Genomic DNA, 17,749 nt, shown 5'->3' with positions numbered 1-17,749 from the left:
CGGCGAGTTCGATGTTGAGGGTGTCGAGGTCGGTGATGCGCCGGTGCAGGCACTGGCCGGTCAGCGCCGAGAGTTCGATCTCGGCGATGTTGAGCCAGGAGCCGTGTCGGGGGGTGTGATGGATCTCCAGTCGTTGTGCCAGGTCGAAGGCGGTGGCGGGGTCGAAGGTCTCGTAGAGCGAGCCGATGGTGTGGGTGTTGAGGTTGTCCATGACCAGCACGACGGTCTCGGCGTCGGGGTAGTCGTGGGTGAGCAGGTGGTGCACCTGGCGGGCCCAGTCGGTCTTGGTTCGCTGCGGTCGGGCGTCGACGCGGCGCCGGCCGCGCAGGGGTTCGACCCAGACGAAGATCGAGCAGGTGCCGTGGCGGACGTACTCGGAATCTTCTCGACGGTCGTGCCCGGGGGCGGCGGGGATCGGGTCGCGGGCGGCGGCCAGGAGTCGGTAGGGCTTCTCGTCCATGCACACCACCGGCCGGCGGGGATCATGGGGGCGGGCGTGGACGGCCAGCACGTCCTCCATCCGCGCGGCGAACTCGGCGTTGGCCTTCGGCGGGATGGCCCAGCACTTGTTCAGATGAGGACGCAGTTTCGTTTTTTTAACACCCGGCCGATGGTGGAGTGGTCCAGGTCGGGCAGATCCTCCGACAGGGCGACGTGCCGCTCCAGCAGCCGCAGTGACCAGCGGGAATAGCCTTTGGGTGGGGTCGAGCGGGCCAGCGTGATCAGCCGGGCCTCGACCTCCCCGGTCACGATCGGCGCCACCGGCGGTGTCTCACGCGGTTTGCGGCCGATCGTGGCCGGTGTGTCGCCCCCGGTCTCGGCGAACCGCTTCGCGACCACGCGCACCGTGTTCGTCGAGGTCGCGACCCGCTCCGCGATCACCGCCCGATCGGGCACCGGGCCGGCGTTCTCGTCCAACTCCAGCAACACCCGTGCCCGCATGATCATCCGCGCCGGGTGGGCGCCGGTCGTGGTCAGCTTGACCAGGAACTCGCGATCGGCGGCCGACAAGCCGACGGGGAATACCTTCGGGCGAGGCATCGTGGGCCATCCTCTCAGCGGGAGACGCGAACTGCCGAGAACCGATACCCCAGATGAGACAATTTTTAGCAGCGACGGTCTACTAGTAGCGTCGCAGCGGGCCCGAACGGCGGACCTCGCTCGGGGTCCCGGGGAACCGGCAACGTACGGTTTCCGGCATGCACCGCATGAACCGGAGGGACTGACGCGTGACCCGGATCGTGATCATGGGTGGTGGCCCCGCGGGGTACGAGGCGGCCCTGGTCGCGGCCCAGCACGGCAGCGATGTGACCGTCGTCGAGCCCGACGGGATGGGCGGTGCCTGCGTCCTCGACGACTGCGTCCCGTCCAAGACCTTCATCTCCACCGCGGGCGTCCGCGTCGACCTGCACCGCGCCGAGGACCTGGGCGTGCTGCTCGACCGGAACACCGCGGCGATCGACCTGCCGAAGGTGCACGGCCGGGTCAAGGGCCTCGCGCTGGCCCAGTCCGCCGACGTGCGTGCGAGGGTCGAGCGCGAGGGCGTCCGGATCGTCGCGGGCACCGCGGCGTTCAGCGGGCAGCCCTCGTCGGACGCGCCGCACGTCGTCGAGGCCCGGCACGCGAGCGGGGAGCGCGAGGACCTGCTTGCCGACGTCGTGCTGGTCGCCACCGGCGCGACGCCGCGGATCCTCGACGCCGCCCGGCCCGACGGCGAGCGCATCCTCACCTGGCGCCAGCTCTACGACCTGCCCGAGCTGCCCGAGCACCTGATCGTCATCGGGTCCGGGGTGACCGGAGCGGAGTTCGTCTCCGCCTACGTCGAGCTCGGCTGCCAGGTGACGTTGGTCTCCAGCCGCGACCGGGTGCTGCCGGGTGAGGACGCCGATGCGGCCGCCGTGCTGCAGGACGTGTTCACCGAGCGCGGGGTCAACCTGCTGTCCAAGGCTCGTGCGGCCTCGGTCGTCCGGGACGGCGATGGCGTGCTGGTGACGCTGGTCGACGGGCGGACGGTTCGCGGCTCGCACGCCCTGATGACGGTCGGCTCGGTGCCCAACACCACCGACCTCGGATGCGAGAAGATCGGCATCGCGACCGACAGCGGCGGGTTCATCACCGTCGACCGGGTGTCGCGGACCTCGGTCCCGGGGGTGTACGCGGCGGGGGACTGCACCGGGGTCCTCATGCTCGCGTCGGTCGCGGCGATGCAGGGCCGGATCGCGATGTGGCACGCGCTCGGCGCCGGGGTCACCCCGCTGCGGCTGCGGACCGTCGCGGCGAACGTGTTCACCCGCCCCGAGATCGCCACCGTCGGGGTCAGCCAGCGCGCCATCGACGCCGGCGAGGTCGCGGCCCGCACGGTCATGCTGCCGCTGGTGACCAACCCGCGGGCGAAGATGCGCGGGCTGCGCCGCGGTTTCGTCAAGCTGTTCTGCCAGCCGACGACGGGCGTGGTGATCGGTGGTGTGGTGGTCGCCCCGGTGGCCGGCGAGCTGATCCTGCCGATCGCGGTGGCGGTGCAGAACGGCCTCGCCGTCGACGATCTGGCCCACACCTTCTCGGTGTACCCGTCGCTGTCCGGGTCGATCACCGAGGCCGGGCGCCAGCTCATGCGGCCCGACGATCTGGACTGACTGAGCACGGCGCAGAACCAGGGTCGGCTCCGGGCGATCCCCGATCCTGGCCCGGCCCGCCGCGGCGATGCTCGAAGCATGACCATCGTTCGGGACACCAGCAGGTTTCCCCTCCTTCCGGTGTTGCTCGCGGGAGTCGGCGCGCAGTTCGCCGACGACGCCCTGTTTCTCGTGCTGCCGCCGGCCGCGGTGCTCGCGCCGCTGGCCGTGGTGCTGACCATCGCGCTCACCGCCGGTGCCGCGCGGTTGGTGACCCGCGGCCTGCGCGGCCCGGCCGTGGCGCGCGCCGGGCTCGCGGTCGGTGCGGTCTCGGCCGGGCTCGGGTTGGTCTTGAGCGGGCTGGGCTGGCTGCCGATACTGTTCGCCACGCTCACCCTGATCGCGGGGGTCGCGGGCGCCATCGTGCGGCGTCCGACGCCGACCGTTTGATCACCGGCAGCGGATCCGCCCTCCCCGCCGTTAGGCTTGGCCAGGTGTTGGGGCGGCTGGGACCGGTGGAGCGCATGCGCGCCTGGCAGCAGCTGGGCGCCGAGCAGTTCGACGTCGTGATCATCGGCGGCGGGGTCGTCGGCAGCGGGGCGGCGCTCGATGCGGCCACCCGCGGGCTGCGGGTCGCCATGGTCGAGGCCCGCGATCTGGCGAGTGGCACGTCCAGCCGCAGCTCGAAGCTCGTTCACGGCGGGTTGCGCTACCTCGAGCAGCTGGAGATCTCGCTGGTCCGCGAGGCACTTCGGGAACGCGAGCTGATGTTGACGCGGCTGGCCCCGCATCTGGTCAAGCCGGTGAGCTTCCTCTACCCGCTGACCCACCGGCTCTGGGAACGGCCCTACGTCACGGCCGGGCTGACGCTCTACGACACGATGGGCGGCGCGCGTTCGCTGCCCCGGCACCGGCAGCTGACCCGGGCGGGCGCGCTGCGGCTTGTCCCGGCGCTTCGGCACGACGCGCTGGTCGGTGGCATGCAGTACTGGGACGCCCAGACCGACGACGCGCGGCACACGCTGACCGTCGCGCGTACCGCGGCGCACTACGGCGCGGTCGTGCGGGCATCGACCCAGGTCGTCGGGTTCCTGCGGGAGGCCGACCGGGTGTGTGGCGTACGGGTGCGCGACAGCGAGACGGGCGAGGAGACCGACGTCGCGGCGCATGTCGTCATCAACGCGAGCGGGGTGTGGACCGACGAGATCCAGAAGCTGTCCGGCTGCCGCGGCCGGTTCCGGGTGCGTGCCTCCAAGGGCGTGCATCTCGTCGTTCCGCGCGACCGGATCGTGGCCGACTCCGGGCTGATCCTGCGCACCGAGCAGTCGGTGCTGTTCGTCATCCCCTGGCGCAGCAACCATTGGATCGTCGGTACGACCGACACCGACTGGGACCTCGACCTGGCCCACCCGGCCGCCACCCGGGCCGACATCGGCTACGTCCTCGACCACGTCAACCGGGTGCTGGCCACGCCGCTGACCCAGGACGACATCGAGGGCGTCTACGCCGGGCTGCGCCCGCTGCTGGCCGGTGAGGACGAGGCGACGTCGAAGCTGTCGCGGGAGCACGCCGTCGCCCGCGTCGCGCCGGGTCTCGTGGCGATCGCGGGCGGCAAGTACACGACGTATCGGGTGATGGCCGCCGACGCCGTCGACGCCGCTGCTGTCGACATCCCGGCCAGGGCCGCGCCGTCGACCACCGAGCAGGTGCCGCTGCTCGGCGCCGACGGCTACCACGCGCTGGTCAACCAGACCGAGCAGATCGGCGCGCGATACGGGCTGCACCCCTACCGGATCCGGCATCTGCTCGACCGTTACGGATCGCTGCTCGAGCACGTGCTCGAGGTGGCCGACGGCCGCCGCGAGCTGCTCGCGCCGATCCCGCACGCGGAGGACTACCTGCGGGTCGAGGCGGTGCATGCGACCACCCACGAGGGTGCGCTGCATCTGGAGGACGTGCTCACCCGACGCACCCGGATCTCGATCGAGTACGCCCACCGCGGGGTGGCGTGCGCGCGACATGTGGCCGAGCTGATGGCGTCGGTGCTGGGCTGGGACGCCGCGACGATCGACCGCGAGGTGTCGATCTACACCGCGCGGGTGGACGCCGAACGGGAGTCCCAGACGCTGCCCGATGACGATGCCGCCGACGCCAGGCGGATCGCCGCCCCGGACGCGCGGCCGCTCATCCTCGAGCGCACGGCCTGACTTGCGGCCGGGAAGACGAAAACCCCGGCGAACCGGCTGCAGTCCGGTTCGCCGGGGCGTCGTCGCGGTCGTCAGCTGGTCTGCGCGAGTGGCTCCCGGCAGCTGATGAGCGTGCACACCGGCACGTTCGGGAGCTGTTCCCGTACGGCGGCGTTGGTGCTGGTCCTGGCGAAGGGCCAGCGCCCGGTGAAGCGCTGGAGATACCAGTAGAGGAACAAGTAGTCGTGCGCTTCGGAGTCGGCGACGAACACCGGACGCCCCGGGAGCTGTTCGACCCAGCGGCTGTAGGCGGTCATCGCGATGGCGGGTGGACGGGACGCCCGGTGGGTGGTGAGCCAGTCCTCCGCCCGGTGGCGCCAGGACTTCAGCGCGACCGGGTGGAGCGTGGCACCGGGCAGTTCACGCGGGTTCGTCGTGAACGTGGTGATCGGGACTCCGTCCGCGGTGTGCGCGACCGAGGTCAGGCTGAGCAGGGAATGTGGGCCGGGAATCGGCCCGTCGACGTGAATGTGACTCGTCACGTACACGTTGTCGAGGGGCATGACGGATCCTTGGGTCCGTGGTGACGGTGGACGTGTTCGCGGCGCGGCTTGGCCTGCGTGGCGAACGGATCCGCGGCGCGGTCTCGTTCCGCGTGGCGGAATCAACCGGGCCCCGTGGATGATCACACGGGTGTATCTCTGCCTCTCCGCTATGCACTTGTTCAGCACTGCGCGGTTCGGCGTGGAAGAACCTGGCGAGATGACGTTAGGCACCGAACAAGTTGACTGTCAATCCCCGTCGCTCGCCAGCCGGCCCGCGATGACGACGTCCACGCGGCGGCCGTCGACCACCCACGCCGATCGTTGCCTGCCCTCGACCATGAACCCGCAGTTCCCTGCGACGCGGGCGGCGGCGGCGTCTCCCTCGGCCCAGGCGTGGCCGACGCGGTACAGCCCGAGACCGCCGAACCCGAACCGCAGCGCGGCCGACACCGCCGCGGTGATCATGCCGCGGTCGCGGCCGGCCGGTAGCGCCCACCAGGTGAGGTCTGCGGTGCCGGTGACCGGATCGAGGTCGGCGAGGACAACCTCGCCGAGCATCTCGCCGGTCGTCGGCTCGCAGACCGCCCACGAGCAGGCGCGACCGGCGGCCCAGGCGGCCGCCCGTTCGGTGACGAGCTCGCCCGCGGCGTCGAGGGTCGGTTCCGGGCCGCGCCGCCAGCGGTTGATCTCGGGATCGAGCGCGGCGGCGAGCACGGCGGGCCGGTCGTCGATGCGGCCGTCGGCGCGCAACGCGCGCAGATAGCAGGTCCCGGCGTTGATCTCGACAGGTTCCATGTGCGCTTCGCGCCGGTGAGTGCGTAACAGTGTTAGAACACTGTTACGCACTCACCGGGTCACTTGATCTCGCAGATCACGGTGCCCTGGGACACCGAGCTGCCGGCCTCGGCGGACATCCCGGTGACCGTGCCGTCCTTGTGCGCGGTGACCGGGTTCTCCATCTTCATCGCCTCCAGGACGACGATGAGATCACCGGCGGACACGGCGTCACCGTCGGACACCGCCACCTTGATGATCGTGCCCTGCATCGGGGCGGTCACGGTGTCGCCGGAGACCTTCGCGCCGCCGCTCTTACCGGCCCGCTTGCGCGGCTGAGCCGCCTTGGCGCCGGATGCGGCCGCGCCGCCGAGCGCAAGGTCGCCGGGCAGCGAGACCTCCAGCCTGCGTCCCCCCACCTCGACGACGACGGTCTGCCGCGGGGATTCGGCCTCGGTGCCGGCCGCCTCGCCCTCGAACGGGGCGACGGTGTTGTTCCACTCGGTCTCGATCCAGCGGGTGTGCACCGCGAAGTCCGCTTCGCGCTCCGCGGCAAACGCAGGATCGTCGACGACGATGCGATGGAACGGCAGCACCGTCACCATCCCCTCGACCTGGAACTCGGCCAGCGCCCGGCGCGAGCGCTCCAGCGCCTGTGCCCGGTCCGAGCCGGTGACGATCAGCTTGGCCAGCAGCGAGTCGAACTGGCCACCGATCACCGACCCGGCCTGCACACCGGCGTCGACGCGCACCCCTGGGCCACCCGGAAAGGTGATCGCGGTGACGGTGCCCGGGGCGGGCAGGAAGTTGCGCCCGGCGTCCTCGCCGTTGATCCGGAACTCGATCGAATGTCCGCGCGGCTCCGGGTCGGAGAGCAGGTTCAGCGGCTCACCCTCGGCGATGCGGAACTGCTCGCGAACCAGGTCGAGCCCCGAGGTCTCCTCCGAGACCGGGTGTTCGACCTGCAGCCGGGTGTTCACCTCGAGGAAGGAGATCAGCCCGTCCTGCCCGACGAGGAACTCCACGGTGCCCGCGCCGTGATAGCCGGCCTCCTTGCAGATGGCCTTGGACGCGTCGTGGATGGTCTTGCGCTGCGCGTCGGACAGGAACGGCGCGGGTGCCTCCTCGACGAGCTTCTGGAACCGGCGCTGCAGCGAGCAGTCGCGGGTGCCGACGACGATGACGTTGCCGTGGGTGTCGGCGAGCACCTGGGCCTCGACGTGCCGCGGCTTGTCGAGGTAGCGCTCGACGAAACACTCGCCGCGGCCGAATGCCGCGGTGGCCTCGCGGACCGCCGACTCGTAGAGCTCGGCGATCTCGGTGAGCTCCCGCGCGACCTTCATGCCGCGCCCGCCACCGCCGAACGCCGCCTTGATGGCGATCGGGAGCCCGTGCTCCTCAGCGAACGCGACGACCTCGTCGGCCGAGCTGACCGGATCCTTCGTCCCTGGCACCAGCGGGGCGCCCGCGCGCATCGCGATATGCCGCGCGGTGACCTTGTCGCCGAGGTCGCTGATGGCCTGCGGGGTCGGGCCGATCCAGATGAAACCGGCGTCGATCACCGCCTGGGCGAAGTCGGCGTTCTCGGCCAGGAAGCCGTAGCCGGGATGGATCGCGTCGGCACCGGCCCGCCGGGCGGCGCCGATGACCTTGTCGAAGTCGAGGTAGGACTCGGCGGCGGTGCTGCCGCCGAGGGCGAAGGCATCGTCGGCGAGTCGGACGAACGGCGCATCCCGGTCCGGATCGGCGTAGACTGCGACGCTGCCAAGCCCGGCGTCCTTCGCGGCGCGGATCACCCGGACGGCGATCTCACCCCGGTTGGCGACGAGAACTTTGCGCAGCTTCGGCACTTCGGCCTCCTCATGATGCTGGGCCGGGCCCGATTCCGCCGGCACACAGGATTACCGCGGAGTCTAGAAGTTCACACCTGGTACACCGCAGGCGAGCAGATGTGGCGTATCCGACGCTTTCGGTACACACCCCCGATCGGGTGGCCACCTGCCGGGCAGGGCCAGCCGCAGCGTCCGGCCACCGAGTTGCAGGAACACCGCGACCCCACCGCGACGTGCCGCGGGCAGCCGACGCTGGCGCAGGCTCCGGCCGTCGTCGTACCAGCACACCTCGCGGGCGGCGAGTTCCTCGGCAGCGGTGTGGCTCAACTCACCCCGCTCGCGCGGGGCGCGGGCGAGGTCCCAGCCGGCGCCCAGCGCGCCGGCTGGTGGCCGCCCACCGAGGTGTCCGGCGAACGTCGCGGTCCGGCTGGCCTACGTGCACGTCGCGGGCGGCGCGGAGCACCCCAGGGGCAGCGCGTCGAGTACCGCGACCGGGTCGGTGCCCCGATTGCGTGCGTTGGCGTAGACGTTGGCGACGTCGAACAACAGCAGTGCGTCGGTGCGCTCCAGCAACTCGGTGACGAACGAACTCCGGTTCGGTGTACTCGTCCTCGGGCCTCGGTGCACGCGGCGAGATGGCCGACCCGTTCGGCCTCGATCTGATCGGCGCCGCCGAGGAAGAGCCGGACCCCGTGCGGAACCACCGGGATGCCCCGCTCCCGCAGCTCCGCCACCCCTCGAGGCGGAACTGCGGGAGCGGACGATTCGGCGATGATCTCGCAGAATCGCACATCCGGCAGCTCGGCGATGACACCGGAGATCTCGGGTCGCCAGCCGATGCCGATACCGAGCGGTGGTGGTGCCCGCGGCGCCCCGGGATCGTCGGGGAGTGGGGCGGTTCAGCCGTCGCACCCGCCACCGCAGCCACCTCCTCCGCCGCCATCGCCGCTGCAGCTGCTGACGATCCCGCTCCCGCCCCCGCTGGTTGCCGCGGCCTTCTGCGCGGCCAGCTCATCGGCGAACGCCGGGTCGGAGGCCCACAGCGCGCTCATTCCGAACACCCCGACCGCGAGCGCGGCGCTGGTGGCGCCATAGGCGGTCCAGTCCGGCTTCATGGCCGGGGCCAGGCTGTGGTGCTCGCGGCGCAACTGTGCCAGCGTGCGGTCGCCGAGCTTGCTGCGCCGCGGTGCGCGGCTCAGGTGGACGACCGCGACCACCGTCACGGCCAGCAGCGCGACGAGAAGCAGCCCGACCGGGCGCGCGTTCGCCACCCCGGCGAGCAGCCGGACCAGGCCGAGCCCCGCGACGGCCAGCATCCAGAAGCCCAGCCGGCGGATCGAGCGCCGCTCATCGGCCGTCAGCAGCAGGCCCGCGTCGACGAGCCCGCGTTCGATCTCGGCCAGCGCGCCCGCCACCGGACGGTGGAAGCGCAGCCGGTGTCGCGGCATGGGGACCGCGGCGGTGAGGTGGATGGCCCGCTCCAGCTCGTCCCCGGGCGCCGGAATTCGGCTACTGGCCTGCACGTTTCCGCGGCCCGCGGTGACGATCGTGCCGCTGCGGTGCATCGAGCTCAGTGCCGAGTAGACCGCGAGGTCGGCGCCGTCGTTGAGATAGGCCACCTCGTGTGGGCGGCTGGTCAGGTCGGGCACCGGCCGGTCGGAGCGGCGTTCGGTGATCGCCCGCCGGGCCCGCGCCGCGGCCCCCCAGACCGCGACCGCGATGACGGGATAGGCCAACAGGAACGTGGTGCCGCTGATGCCCCAGGTGTCGCTCGTCGCCACGGGTGAGCTCACTGACCACCTCCAGAGCCGTCCTCATGAGACGGGTCAGAGTGTGCTCAGCCGTATACGACGAAGGGAACGTTCTTGACGAGGACTTGAGGTTTGGGCGGCCGCACGGTCAGGCCGTGGCGACGCGGACCTGGTTCTTGATGCGTGCCAGGATCGCCGCCATCCCGCGCAGCCGCAGCGGGCTCACGGCCTGGCTCAGCCCCAGTGCGGTGTAGAAGTCGTTGGGGACGGCCAGGACGTCGGCCGCGGACTCCCCGTCGAGGCCGGTGTGCATGATCGCCGCGAACCCGCGTGTCGTCGGGGCCTCCGGCGGTGCCGAGAAGAACAGGTGCACACCCCGCTCGGCCGCGTCCTCGCCGGGGTCGACCTCCACCGCCAGGAACAGCGGAGACTGGCACTCGTGCACCTGCTCCATCGTGTCCGCGGCGTCGGCGAACCGGGCCGGGAGTCCCGGTAGCTCCTGCGACAGCTCGAGCAGCAACTGCAGCCGGTCGGAGGGACCGACGTCGGTGAAGTCCTCGACCAGCTCGGCCAGCCGAGGCGGCAGCGTCCGCCGTTCCTGGGTGCTCATACCTGTCCGCGCTCCGGTCCGGTGGCGATCGGGACCCGCACCGTGTTGCCCCACTCGGTCCAGCTGCCGTCGTAGTTGCGGACCTTCGAGAAGCCCAGCAGGTGGGACAGCACGAACCAGGTGTGGCTGGAGCGCTCACCGATCCGGCAGTACGCCACCACGTCGTCAGTCGGTGCGAGGCCCTGTTCCTGCCGGTAAATCGCCTCCAGCTCGGCACGGGACTTGAACGTCGCATCCTCGGCCGCCGCGCGGGCCCACGGCACGCTGGCCGCCCCGGGGATGTGCCCGCCGCGGACGGCGCCCTCCTGCGGATAGTCGGGCATGTGCAGCAGCTCGCCGGTGTACTCGCCGGGCGAGCGGACGTCGACCAGCGGCTTGCCCAGGTGCGTGAGCACGTCGTCCCGGAAGGCCCGGATGGTGCGGTCGTCGCGCTCGACCACCGGGTAGTCGACGCGCTCCGGCTTGGGCACCTCGGTGGTCATCTCGCGGCCCTCGGCGGTCCACTTGGCCCGGCCGCCGTCGAGCAACCGGACGTCGGGGTGATCGAACAGACTGAACACCCACAGCGCGTAGGCGGCCCACCAGTTGTTCTTGTCGCCGTAGAAGACCACGGTGGTGTCCCGGGAGATGCCCCGTTCGGCGCAGATCTCGGCGAACCGGGCGCCGTCGACGTAGTCGCGGGTCACCGGGTCGTTCAGCTCGGTGTGCCAGTCGACCTTCACCGCTCCCGGGATATGTCCGGTGTCATAGAGCAGAACGTCCTCGTCCGACTCCGCGACGACGAGCCCGTCGGTTCCGAGATTCTGCGCGAGCCACTCGGTGCTGACGAGGCGCTCGGGGTGGGCGTACTCGGCGAGCTTCGGATCGGTGTCGTAGGGCACGGCCATGACCTCAAGCGTAGTCGCCGCGAGCCCATGGCGCGCCGATCCTCACCCCGTCCGTTGGGGCTCGCGAGCCCACAGCTGCACGGGACTGACCCCGACTCCGGCGAGCAGGCGACGGACCAGCGGCAGGCTGATGCCGATGACGTTCGACGGGTCGCCATGGATACCCTCGACGAACCAGCCGCCGAGCCCGTCGAGGGTGAAGGCGCCCGCGACGGCCAGCGGCTCTCCGGTGGCGAGATAGGCCGTGAGCTCGGCATCGGTGGGCTCACCGAAACGGACGGTCGTCGTCGCGTGTCCCTCGGCAACCCGGTCGATCTCACCCTCGGCGAGCCGCAGCACGGCGTGCCCGGTGACGAGCTCGCCGGTCCTACCCGCCATCGCCTTCCAGCGCTGGCGCGCCTCCGCGGCGTCGGCGGGCTTGCCGACGCTCGTGCCGTCGATGTGCAGCATCGAGTCGCAGCCGATGACGAGGGCGTCGGGGTGGTCGCCGGCGATCTGCCGGGCCACCGTGGTCGCCTTCGCCCCGGCGAGCATGGTGACCAGCTCGCCCGTGGTCGCCTCGGGCATGGTCGCGAGCAGCGCATCCTCGTCGACATCCGAGCGTTCGACGAGGGGGTCGAGGCCCGCGGCGCGCAGCACGGCGAGCCGGGCGGGTGAGGCGGAGGCGAGGACGACGCGCACGCGACGACCTTACGACCTGTGAGCGCGTAACAGTGTTCCAGCACTGTTACGCACTCACAGGGGTTAGCCAGCTGCGGATTCCGCCTCCTGCGCGACCGCCGGCTGTCGCGGGCCCGGCACCGTCACCTCGCCGGTCGCGGCCGGCTTCTGCTTGGTGACGAAGGCGTGCCGGGCCGCGGCGAAGCCGCTGCGGTCGTCGAAGATGTCCCGGCTCATCTCGGCGAGCTCCCGGATCCGGTAGGTCTCCAACGGCCGGTGCCGCTCGTCGTCCTCCCGGCCGGTGCGCTTGGCGGCGAGCATCCGCTCGTACCCGGGGTCCGCGGCCAGCGTGGCCGCATACTCGAGCACGGCGTCGGGGAACTCGGTGGGGGCACCGGCGAGCACCGCGTCGGCGAGCCCGATCCGGGCCGCCTCGGCGGCACCGACCGGATCGCATTCGGTGGTCAGCCGCTCGGCCACCTCCTCGCCCACCCGCCGGGGCAGCACATAGGTCCAGTACTCCGAGCCGTAGAGGCCCATGGTCTGGTAGTGCGGGTTGAGCACCACGCCGGACCGCAGCAGGACGCGGTCGGCGCCGAGCGCGAGCATCACACCGCCCGCGCCTGCGCCGCCGCCCACTGCGGAGATCACCAGCTGGCTGGTGCAGGTGATGATCTCGCGGCAGACGTCGTTGATCGCGTTGATGTTCCGCCAGGCCTCCGCCATCGGGTCGGTATGGGCCTCGATCACGTTGAGGTGCACGCCGTTGGAGAAGACCTCACCGCCCTGGAAGACCAGCACCTTCGTGTCCTGCACCGTCGCGTAGCGCAGCGCCGCGGCCAGCCGGTGGCACTGCGCCGTCGACATCGCGCCGTTGTAGAAGTCGAAGTGCAGGACCCCGACGTCGCCGACCCGCCGGTAGCTGATCTCGCGGTGCCGGTCGGACTCGCGGACGGTCTCCAGCGGCTCGAGCGCCTCCGGGACCCAGGTCACCGCCCTGCCGAGCGCCACGGCGGCGGGCAGCTTGACCGCAGGGCGTGCGTCGGGCGTGAGGCGCTTGGCGTGTCCCACCCATACCGCGCCGTCGCCGGTGCGGACGAGCACCGCGCCGTGCCGGCGCAGTGCGATGCTGCCAGGTTCGCCGGACGGGGCGGATCCGGGATGCGCGTCGAACACCGCCACCGGGATGCCGGCGAGTGTCGTCCGCACCCCGGGCGCGCCATCGGCAGCCCGGATCCGGCGCAGGATGTGTTCGGTCGAGTCGGACCAGGAGAAGGCGCGGTCGGCCTGCTTCATGGTCGGGCGCAGCCGGCCGATCACGTCCGGGCGGCCGTAGTCCAGTGGCATGGGTTCGAACGCCGGATCCGAGGCCTTGGCGACCACCTCGTGGACGAGGCTGATCGCGGCGTCGGCCACCGCGGCGTTGTAGAGCGTGCTCTTGCGTGCCGGGTCGGCGGGCATCGGGAAGGTGCGCGTCCCCCAGATGGGTCCCGCGTCCATCTCCTCGATCGCCTGCAGGGCCGTGACCCCCCATACCGGCGCGGCCTCGGTGATCGCCCAGTCCAGCGAGGACGGTCCCCGATCGCCCATGGGCCCGGGGTGGATGATGATCGTCCGGCGCTTCTGCCAGACCTCGTCGGGAACCCGCTCGCGCAGGAACGGGCAGAGGACGAGGTCGGGATCCCGTTCCGCGACCGCCCGGACGACGACATCCGGATCGGCGGCGACCTGCACGGAGACGTCGTGCCCCGCGGCGCGCAGCTCGGTCCAGGCTCGCTGGCTGAGGCCGTTGAAAGCAGAGCAGAGCAGCAGGATCCTCACGACGTCTCCGGATTCGTGTGCCGTGCAGTGCGCATCCAGGCAGGGCGTCGTCGCGCAGGCTGGGGAGCGGTTCGGACGCGCACGACGTTACATCGCGGTTTCGCGCCTGGAGTTGAGACGATCACCGCAGGCTCCTACGCCGAACGGAGCAAGATCGGGGAGTTCCGCAGGATGGACCATTGCCGCGGTGTGGATGAGTTGCCTGATGGGAGCATCGGAGCGCTGATCGAACGGTGGCGTGCGGCGAACGTAACGGGGTCGTGTTCGCCCGGTCGAATTTCGGTGAGCGGGCGCTTATGTGCGCCCAGTGGCTGTGTGTCACTCCATCGAGTACGGAATGTCATCCCAGGGGGTGGCCACCTCATCGACGCCTTGTATCTTCCTCGCGATGAACCGGGGGTCGTGTCGCTCCGAGCGCCTTGAGGAGAGGGTGGTGGCCGGGTGATCAGGAAGCTGCTCGAGTACCTGCCGCGCGGCAACACGTTGGACGCCAAGGCGTGGCAACGGCGGCACCGCCTGCTGCAATGGGTCCTGCTCATGCATGTGCCGGTGATCGCGGCGATCGGGTTCTACCTCGACTGGTCGATCATGGCGGTCGGTGCCGCGTTGATCGCTCCGATCGTCGGGCTCGTCCTCGGACATCTGTTCAGCCACCGGCGGCTCGCGTCGTTCTTCATCACCGGCGGGTTCGTCTCCTGCTCATTGGGGCTGGTGCTGCTCACCCGCGGCACGATCGAGGCGCACTTCCACTTCTTCATCATCATCGGGTTCATCGCGCTCTACCAGGACTGGGTTCCGTTCCTGTGGAACGCCGTGTTCACCACGCTCAGCCATGCGATCGGCGTGATCGGATTCGGTGCGTTGATCTTCAACCACCCGGCCGCGCTGGCGAACCCGTGGCTGTGGTCGTTCATCCATGGCATCGCGGTGCTCATCGCCTGTGCCGGCGTGGTGATCTTCTGGAAGATCACCGAGGACGAGCAGACCGAGAAGGAGGAGTTGGGCCGCCAACTGATCACCGCGGACGCGGAGATCGGACGGCGCAAGTTCGCCTCCGACCTGCTGGTCAACCTCGCGCGGCGCAACCAGTCCATGCTTCATCGGCAGCTGGACATCATCAACCAGCTCGAGGAGAAGGAGCAGGACCCCGACGCGCTGGCGGAGCTGTTCCGGCTCGATCACCTGGCCACCCGGGTTCGCCGCAACGCCGAGAACCTGCTCGTGCTGGCCGGCGAACAACCCCCGCGTACCTGGTCCGCGCCGGTTTCGCTGCGCGACGTGGTGCGCGCCGCGATCGCGGAGACCGAGGACCTCGACCGCGTCGTGTTCGTCGTGGACGACCAGGCGGCCGTCGCCGGGCACACCGTCGCCGACCTCACCCATCTGCTCGCCGAGCTGACCGAGAACGCGGTCCGGTTCTCCCCGCCCGAGACCTCGGTCACGATCCGCACCCGGCCCAACCCACGGGACGAGGGCGGGCAGCTGCTGACCGTCGAGGACTGGGGCGTCGGCATGCCCGAGGACGAGATGGCCGCGGCCAACGCGATGCTGGCCTCGCCCCCCGAGGTGGATCTCTCGGTCTCGCAGCGACTGGGGTTCCACGTCGTCGCCCGTCTGGCCGTGCGGCACGGCATCGAGGTCTCGCTCAGCGCAACGCCGGGGGCGGGGATCACCGCGGTCGTCGTCCTGCCGAGCACGATGTTCATCTCAGGTCAGGCCACGGCCGGGGGACAGCCGCTGCGGGCCGGGCCGGCCCCGGCGGCCGGGACGCCGGCGGCTCCGCTCGGCCGAGGCGCCCATGCCTCCCTGCCCGGTACGTACCCGCAGATGGAGCCGACGCGGGCGGCGAGCGCGGCCGCCGTGGCCACCACCACCGCGGCAGGCCCGGGCCGAGACGAGACCTGGGTGCCCCCGCAGCCGGTGGGTCCGGCCGCGGACGGCCCGGGCTTCGGCCCGGGCGACGGGTGGACGGGGTGGTGGAGCCCGGACGAACCGGCCGCGGCCGGCGGGGGGGCCCCGGGTGATCGGTCGGAGGCCGCCGCCGTGTCGACGCCCGCGAAGGCGCTGCGGCGGCGGACGCCGGCGCGCCCCACGCCGGCACCGCGGCCGAGCCCGCAGACGGTCCCGCAGCCACGGTCCGAGGAGACACCCTCGCCGCGTCCGTCGGTGTCCGTGCCCGCTGCTCCGGGCGGGTTGCGCCGCCGGGTCCCGCAGTCACATCTGGCCCCCGAGCTGCGCCAGCCCGAGCCGGAGGCGGCCAAGGTCGCCGCGCCGAGTCCCGAAGCCGCCAAGGCGTTGTCCCGCTACCAGGCGAGCCGGCAGGCCGCGCGGGCGGCCGTGGAGGGCGAGGCCGAAGGACAGTCCGGTTGAGGAGAGGTGCACACGTGAGCTGGTGCGGAACTGCTGTCGAGGAGACACCGTGACCGGCATGGCGGGACGGTTGGACTGGCTGCTGGTGGAGTTCGCCCGCGATGTCCCGGGAGTGGTGCACGCGGTGGTGGTGTCCGGTGACGGGCTCCGCCTCGCCACCTCCCCGGGGGTGGCTGTCGCCCTCGGCGACCAGCTGTCTGCGGCGGCATCCGGCCTGGTCAGCCTCGCGCGAGGGACCGCACACCTGCTGAACGCGGGGGCGGTGACGCAGACGATCCTGGAGATGGCCGGCGGCTACCTGTTCGTGACGGCGGTCAGTCAGGGTGCCACGCTCGCCGTCTACGCCGACCGCAGCTGCGATATCGGGCTGGTCGGCTACGAGATGACGATGCTGGCCAACCGCGTCGGTCACGCCCTGACCCCGGCGCCGCGCAGCGCCGCCGGGGACTAGCGATGACCGCCCAGGAACCCGGTCGCGAGGCAGGCCGCGTCGTCCCCGTTTACGCGGTGACGGGTGGCCGGACCCGATCGACGGGCCGGGACATGCCGGTGGAGGCGCTCGTCACCGTGACGGCGGCCGGCGGACGTCCCACCGAGCTGCAACTGGAGTACCGCACGATCGTCGAACTGGCGGTCGCCCCGATCTCCATCGTCGAGATCGGCGCGACCCTCGGGGTGCCGGTGGGAGTGGCCCGGGTGCTCGTCGGTGATCTCGCCGACGCCGGGTACCTGGACATCCACCTGCCGCCGTCCGCGGGCTCGGACGGTGGACCCAGCGTCGAGGTGCTGGAGCGACTGTTGGAGGGGTTGCGTGCGCGCTGAGCAGGACACGACGCTGATTCCGCTGAAGGTGCTGGTGGCAGGCGGTTTCGGGGTGGGGAAGACGACCCTTGTGCGGTCGATGTCGGAGATCCCTCCGCTCCTGACCGAGCAGGCCATGACCGCCGCCTCGATCGGGGTCGACGACGCCGCTGTGGTGCCGGACAAGCAGACGACCACCGTGGCGATGGACTTCGGCCGCATCACGGTCGACGACTCGTTGATCCTCTACCTTTTCGGGACCCCGGGGCAGTCGCGCTTCTGGTTCATGTGGGACGAGCTCGCCCGCGGCTGCGTCGGGGCGGTGGTGCTCGTGGACCTGCGCCGCATCGACGACTGCTTCCCGGCGATCGACTACTTCGAGAACCGGCGGCTCCCGTTCGTCGTGGCGGTCAACGAGTTCCCCGGCACTGACGCCTACGACGACGCCACCATCCGCGACGCGCTCGCCCTCCCGCCCGACTGCCCGCTCGTGCGGATGGACGCGCGACGAGCCGACTCGGGGCTCACCACGCTCATCACGCTGGTGGAGCACGCGCTGGCGCGCACGACGGCCGCCGCGAGCTGACGACCGGCGGGCTGCCGCGCTCAGCGCCGATGTCCGCTCAGCGCGGCAGCACCGCCGTGCGCCAGGCGCCGGGGCCCGGGTACAGCGGGGTACGCAGCCGCCGGGCCGGGTCGGACCACAGGTCGCGCTTCGGCGCCGGGGTGACCTGGGGGGCCGCGGCCGCCGCGGCGAGCACCACGGTCAGTGCGGCCACCTCCTCGTCGATCGGCTCGCCGCGGACGATCCGGAACAGCGCGCGGCGCTCCTCCGGGGTCTGCTGCTCTACGTCCTGGTTCACGCTCGGCCTTTCCGCAGCTCAATCGGGACCGTGAGTG

Annotated in this window: 20 protein-coding genes and 1 pseudogene; 7 read left to right on the top strand and 14 right to left on the bottom strand. The window is 71.4% G+C overall.

What is annotated here, in order from left to right; genetic code table 11:
- Both G567_RS34230 and G567_RS35505 read right to left on the bottom strand, forming a co-directional pair.
- A partial coding sequence (locus G567_RS34230) for an IS630 family transposase (protein WP_245585628.1) occupies window positions 1-556 on the bottom strand: 556 nt, incomplete at its 3' end.
- 14 nt (window positions 557-570) lie between these two features.
- Window positions 571-1,041: a helix-turn-helix domain-containing protein gene (locus G567_RS35505; protein WP_028930036.1), complete on the bottom strand. Its 471-nt coding sequence runs from the start codon at window positions 1,039-1,041 to the stop codon at window positions 571-573.
- Window positions 1,042-1,229: 188 nt separating this feature from the next.
- On the opposite strand from G567_RS35505, the gene G567_RS0113590 reads away from it, so the two are divergent.
- The 3 genes from G567_RS0113590 (at window position 1,230) to G567_RS0113580 (ending at window position 4,819) form a co-directional block, all read left to right on the top strand.
- A complete protein-coding gene (locus G567_RS0113590) occupies window positions 1,230-2,633 on the top strand; it encodes an NAD(P)H-quinone dehydrogenase (protein ID WP_028930428.1) in 1,404 nt (467 codons plus the stop codon).
- Window positions 2,634-2,711: 78 nt separating this feature from the next.
- Window positions 2,712-3,062: a hypothetical protein gene (locus G567_RS0113585; RefSeq protein WP_028930427.1), complete on the top strand. Its 351-nt coding sequence runs from the start codon at window positions 2,712-2,714 to the stop codon at window positions 3,060-3,062.
- Window positions 3,063-3,136: 74 nt separating this feature from the next.
- Complete coding sequence (locus G567_RS0113580) at window positions 3,137-4,819, top strand: glycerol-3-phosphate dehydrogenase/oxidase (protein WP_037057163.1); 1,683 nt, start codon at window positions 3,137-3,139, stop codon at window positions 4,817-4,819.
- Window positions 4,820-4,890: 71 nt separating this feature from the next.
- Here the strand turns inward: G567_RS0113580 and G567_RS28690 are convergent, their stop codons facing one another.
- From G567_RS28690 to G567_RS0113535, 11 genes and pseudogenes are all read right to left on the bottom strand, one after another.
- Window positions 4,891-5,361 carry a hypothetical protein gene (locus tag G567_RS28690; protein ID WP_037057117.1) on the bottom strand — a complete coding sequence of 157 codons (471 nt, stop codon included), beginning with the start codon at window positions 5,359-5,361 and terminating at the stop codon, window positions 4,891-4,893.
- A gap of 228 nt (window positions 5,362-5,589) precedes the next feature.
- Entirely contained in the window at window positions 5,590-6,138 is a 549-nt protein-coding gene (locus tag G567_RS28685) for a GNAT family N-acetyltransferase (RefSeq protein WP_084796124.1), read from the bottom strand.
- Window positions 6,139-6,197: 59 nt separating this feature from the next.
- Window positions 6,198-7,967, bottom strand: a complete 1,770-nt coding sequence (locus tag G567_RS0113565; RefSeq protein WP_028930425.1) for an acetyl/propionyl/methylcrotonyl-CoA carboxylase subunit alpha — start codon at window positions 7,965-7,967, stop codon at window positions 6,198-6,200.
- A gap of 63 nt (window positions 7,968-8,030) precedes the next feature.
- Complete coding sequence (locus tag G567_RS34225) at window positions 8,031-8,276, bottom strand: hypothetical protein (protein WP_147201198.1); 246 nt, start codon at window positions 8,274-8,276, stop codon at window positions 8,031-8,033.
- Between the two features lie 105 nt (window positions 8,277-8,381).
- On the bottom strand, window positions 8,382-8,576 hold the full coding sequence (locus G567_RS36210; protein ID WP_373865916.1) for a multinuclear nonheme iron-dependent oxidase: 195 nt from the start codon (window positions 8,574-8,576) through the stop codon (window positions 8,382-8,384).
- A 47-nt stretch (window positions 8,577-8,623) separates the two neighbouring features.
- Window positions 8,624-8,740 (bottom strand): annotated as a pseudogene (locus G567_RS37195) (DUF692 domain-containing protein); the annotation flags it as partial.
- Between the two features lie 108 nt (window positions 8,741-8,848).
- Window positions 8,849-9,742: a TIGR04222 domain-containing membrane protein gene (locus G567_RS0113555; protein ID WP_084796123.1), complete on the bottom strand. Its 894-nt coding sequence runs from the start codon at window positions 9,740-9,742 to the stop codon at window positions 8,849-8,851.
- A gap of 106 nt (window positions 9,743-9,848) precedes the next feature.
- Entirely contained in the window at window positions 9,849-10,310 is a 462-nt protein-coding gene (locus G567_RS0113550; protein WP_037057116.1) for a SufE family protein, read from the bottom strand.
- A complete protein-coding gene (locus tag G567_RS0113545; RefSeq protein WP_028930422.1) occupies window positions 10,307-11,197 on the bottom strand; it encodes a sulfurtransferase in 891 nt (296 codons plus the stop codon). The genes G567_RS0113550 and G567_RS0113545 overlap by 4 nt, the downstream gene beginning before the upstream one ends.
- Before the next feature lie 42 nt (window positions 11,198-11,239).
- Window positions 11,240-11,878, bottom strand: coding sequence for a Maf family protein (locus G567_RS0113540; protein ID WP_028930421.1), 639 nt, complete (start codon window positions 11,876-11,878; stop codon window positions 11,240-11,242).
- A gap of 63 nt (window positions 11,879-11,941) precedes the next feature.
- Window positions 11,942-13,678 carry an enoyl-CoA hydratase-related protein gene (locus G567_RS0113535; RefSeq protein ID WP_028930420.1) on the bottom strand — a complete coding sequence of 579 codons (1,737 nt, stop codon included), beginning with the start codon at window positions 13,676-13,678 and terminating at the stop codon, window positions 11,942-11,944.
- A 441-nt stretch (window positions 13,679-14,119) separates the two neighbouring features.
- Here G567_RS0113535 and G567_RS32090 point away from each other — a divergent pair, with 441 nt between their 5' ends.
- The 4 genes from G567_RS32090 to G567_RS0113515 are packed head-to-tail and all read left to right on the top strand — an operon-like array spanning window position 14,120 to window position 17,435.
- Complete coding sequence (locus tag G567_RS32090) at window positions 14,120-16,048, top strand: sensor histidine kinase (RefSeq protein WP_051232979.1); 1,929 nt, start codon at window positions 14,120-14,122, stop codon at window positions 16,046-16,048.
- Window positions 16,049-16,106: 58 nt separating this feature from the next.
- Entirely contained in the window at window positions 16,107-16,499 is a 393-nt protein-coding gene (locus G567_RS0113525) for a roadblock/LC7 domain-containing protein (RefSeq protein ID WP_028930419.1), read from the top strand.
- 2 nt (window positions 16,500-16,501) lie between these two features.
- Window positions 16,502-16,870, top strand: coding sequence for a DUF742 domain-containing protein (locus G567_RS0113520; protein WP_037057115.1), 369 nt, complete (start codon window positions 16,502-16,504; stop codon window positions 16,868-16,870).
- Window positions 16,860-17,435: a GTP-binding protein gene (locus G567_RS0113515; protein ID WP_245585647.1), complete on the top strand. Its 576-nt coding sequence runs from the start codon at window positions 16,860-16,862 to the stop codon at window positions 17,433-17,435. Before G567_RS0113520 ends, G567_RS0113515 begins: the two co-directional genes overlap by 11 nt.
- Before the next feature lie 37 nt (window positions 17,436-17,472).
- Here the strand turns inward: G567_RS0113515 and G567_RS0113510 are convergent, their stop codons facing one another.
- The gene (locus G567_RS0113510; protein WP_051232978.1) at window positions 17,473-17,712 is read right to left on the bottom strand and encodes an acyl-CoA carboxylase subunit epsilon; all 240 of its coding nucleotides are present in this window, start codon (window positions 17,710-17,712) and stop codon (window positions 17,473-17,475) included.
- Between the last annotated feature and the right edge of the window lie 37 nt (window positions 17,713-17,749).

The sequence above is a fragment of the Pseudonocardia asaccharolytica DSM 44247 = NBRC 16224 genome (assembly GCF_000423625.1).
GTDB lineage: Bacteria > Actinomycetota > Actinomycetes > Mycobacteriales > Pseudonocardiaceae > Pseudonocardia > Pseudonocardia asaccharolytica.
The sequence above is the reverse complement of the archived record's forward strand: the minus strand, read 5'-3'. Positions and strand labels throughout refer to the sequence as shown.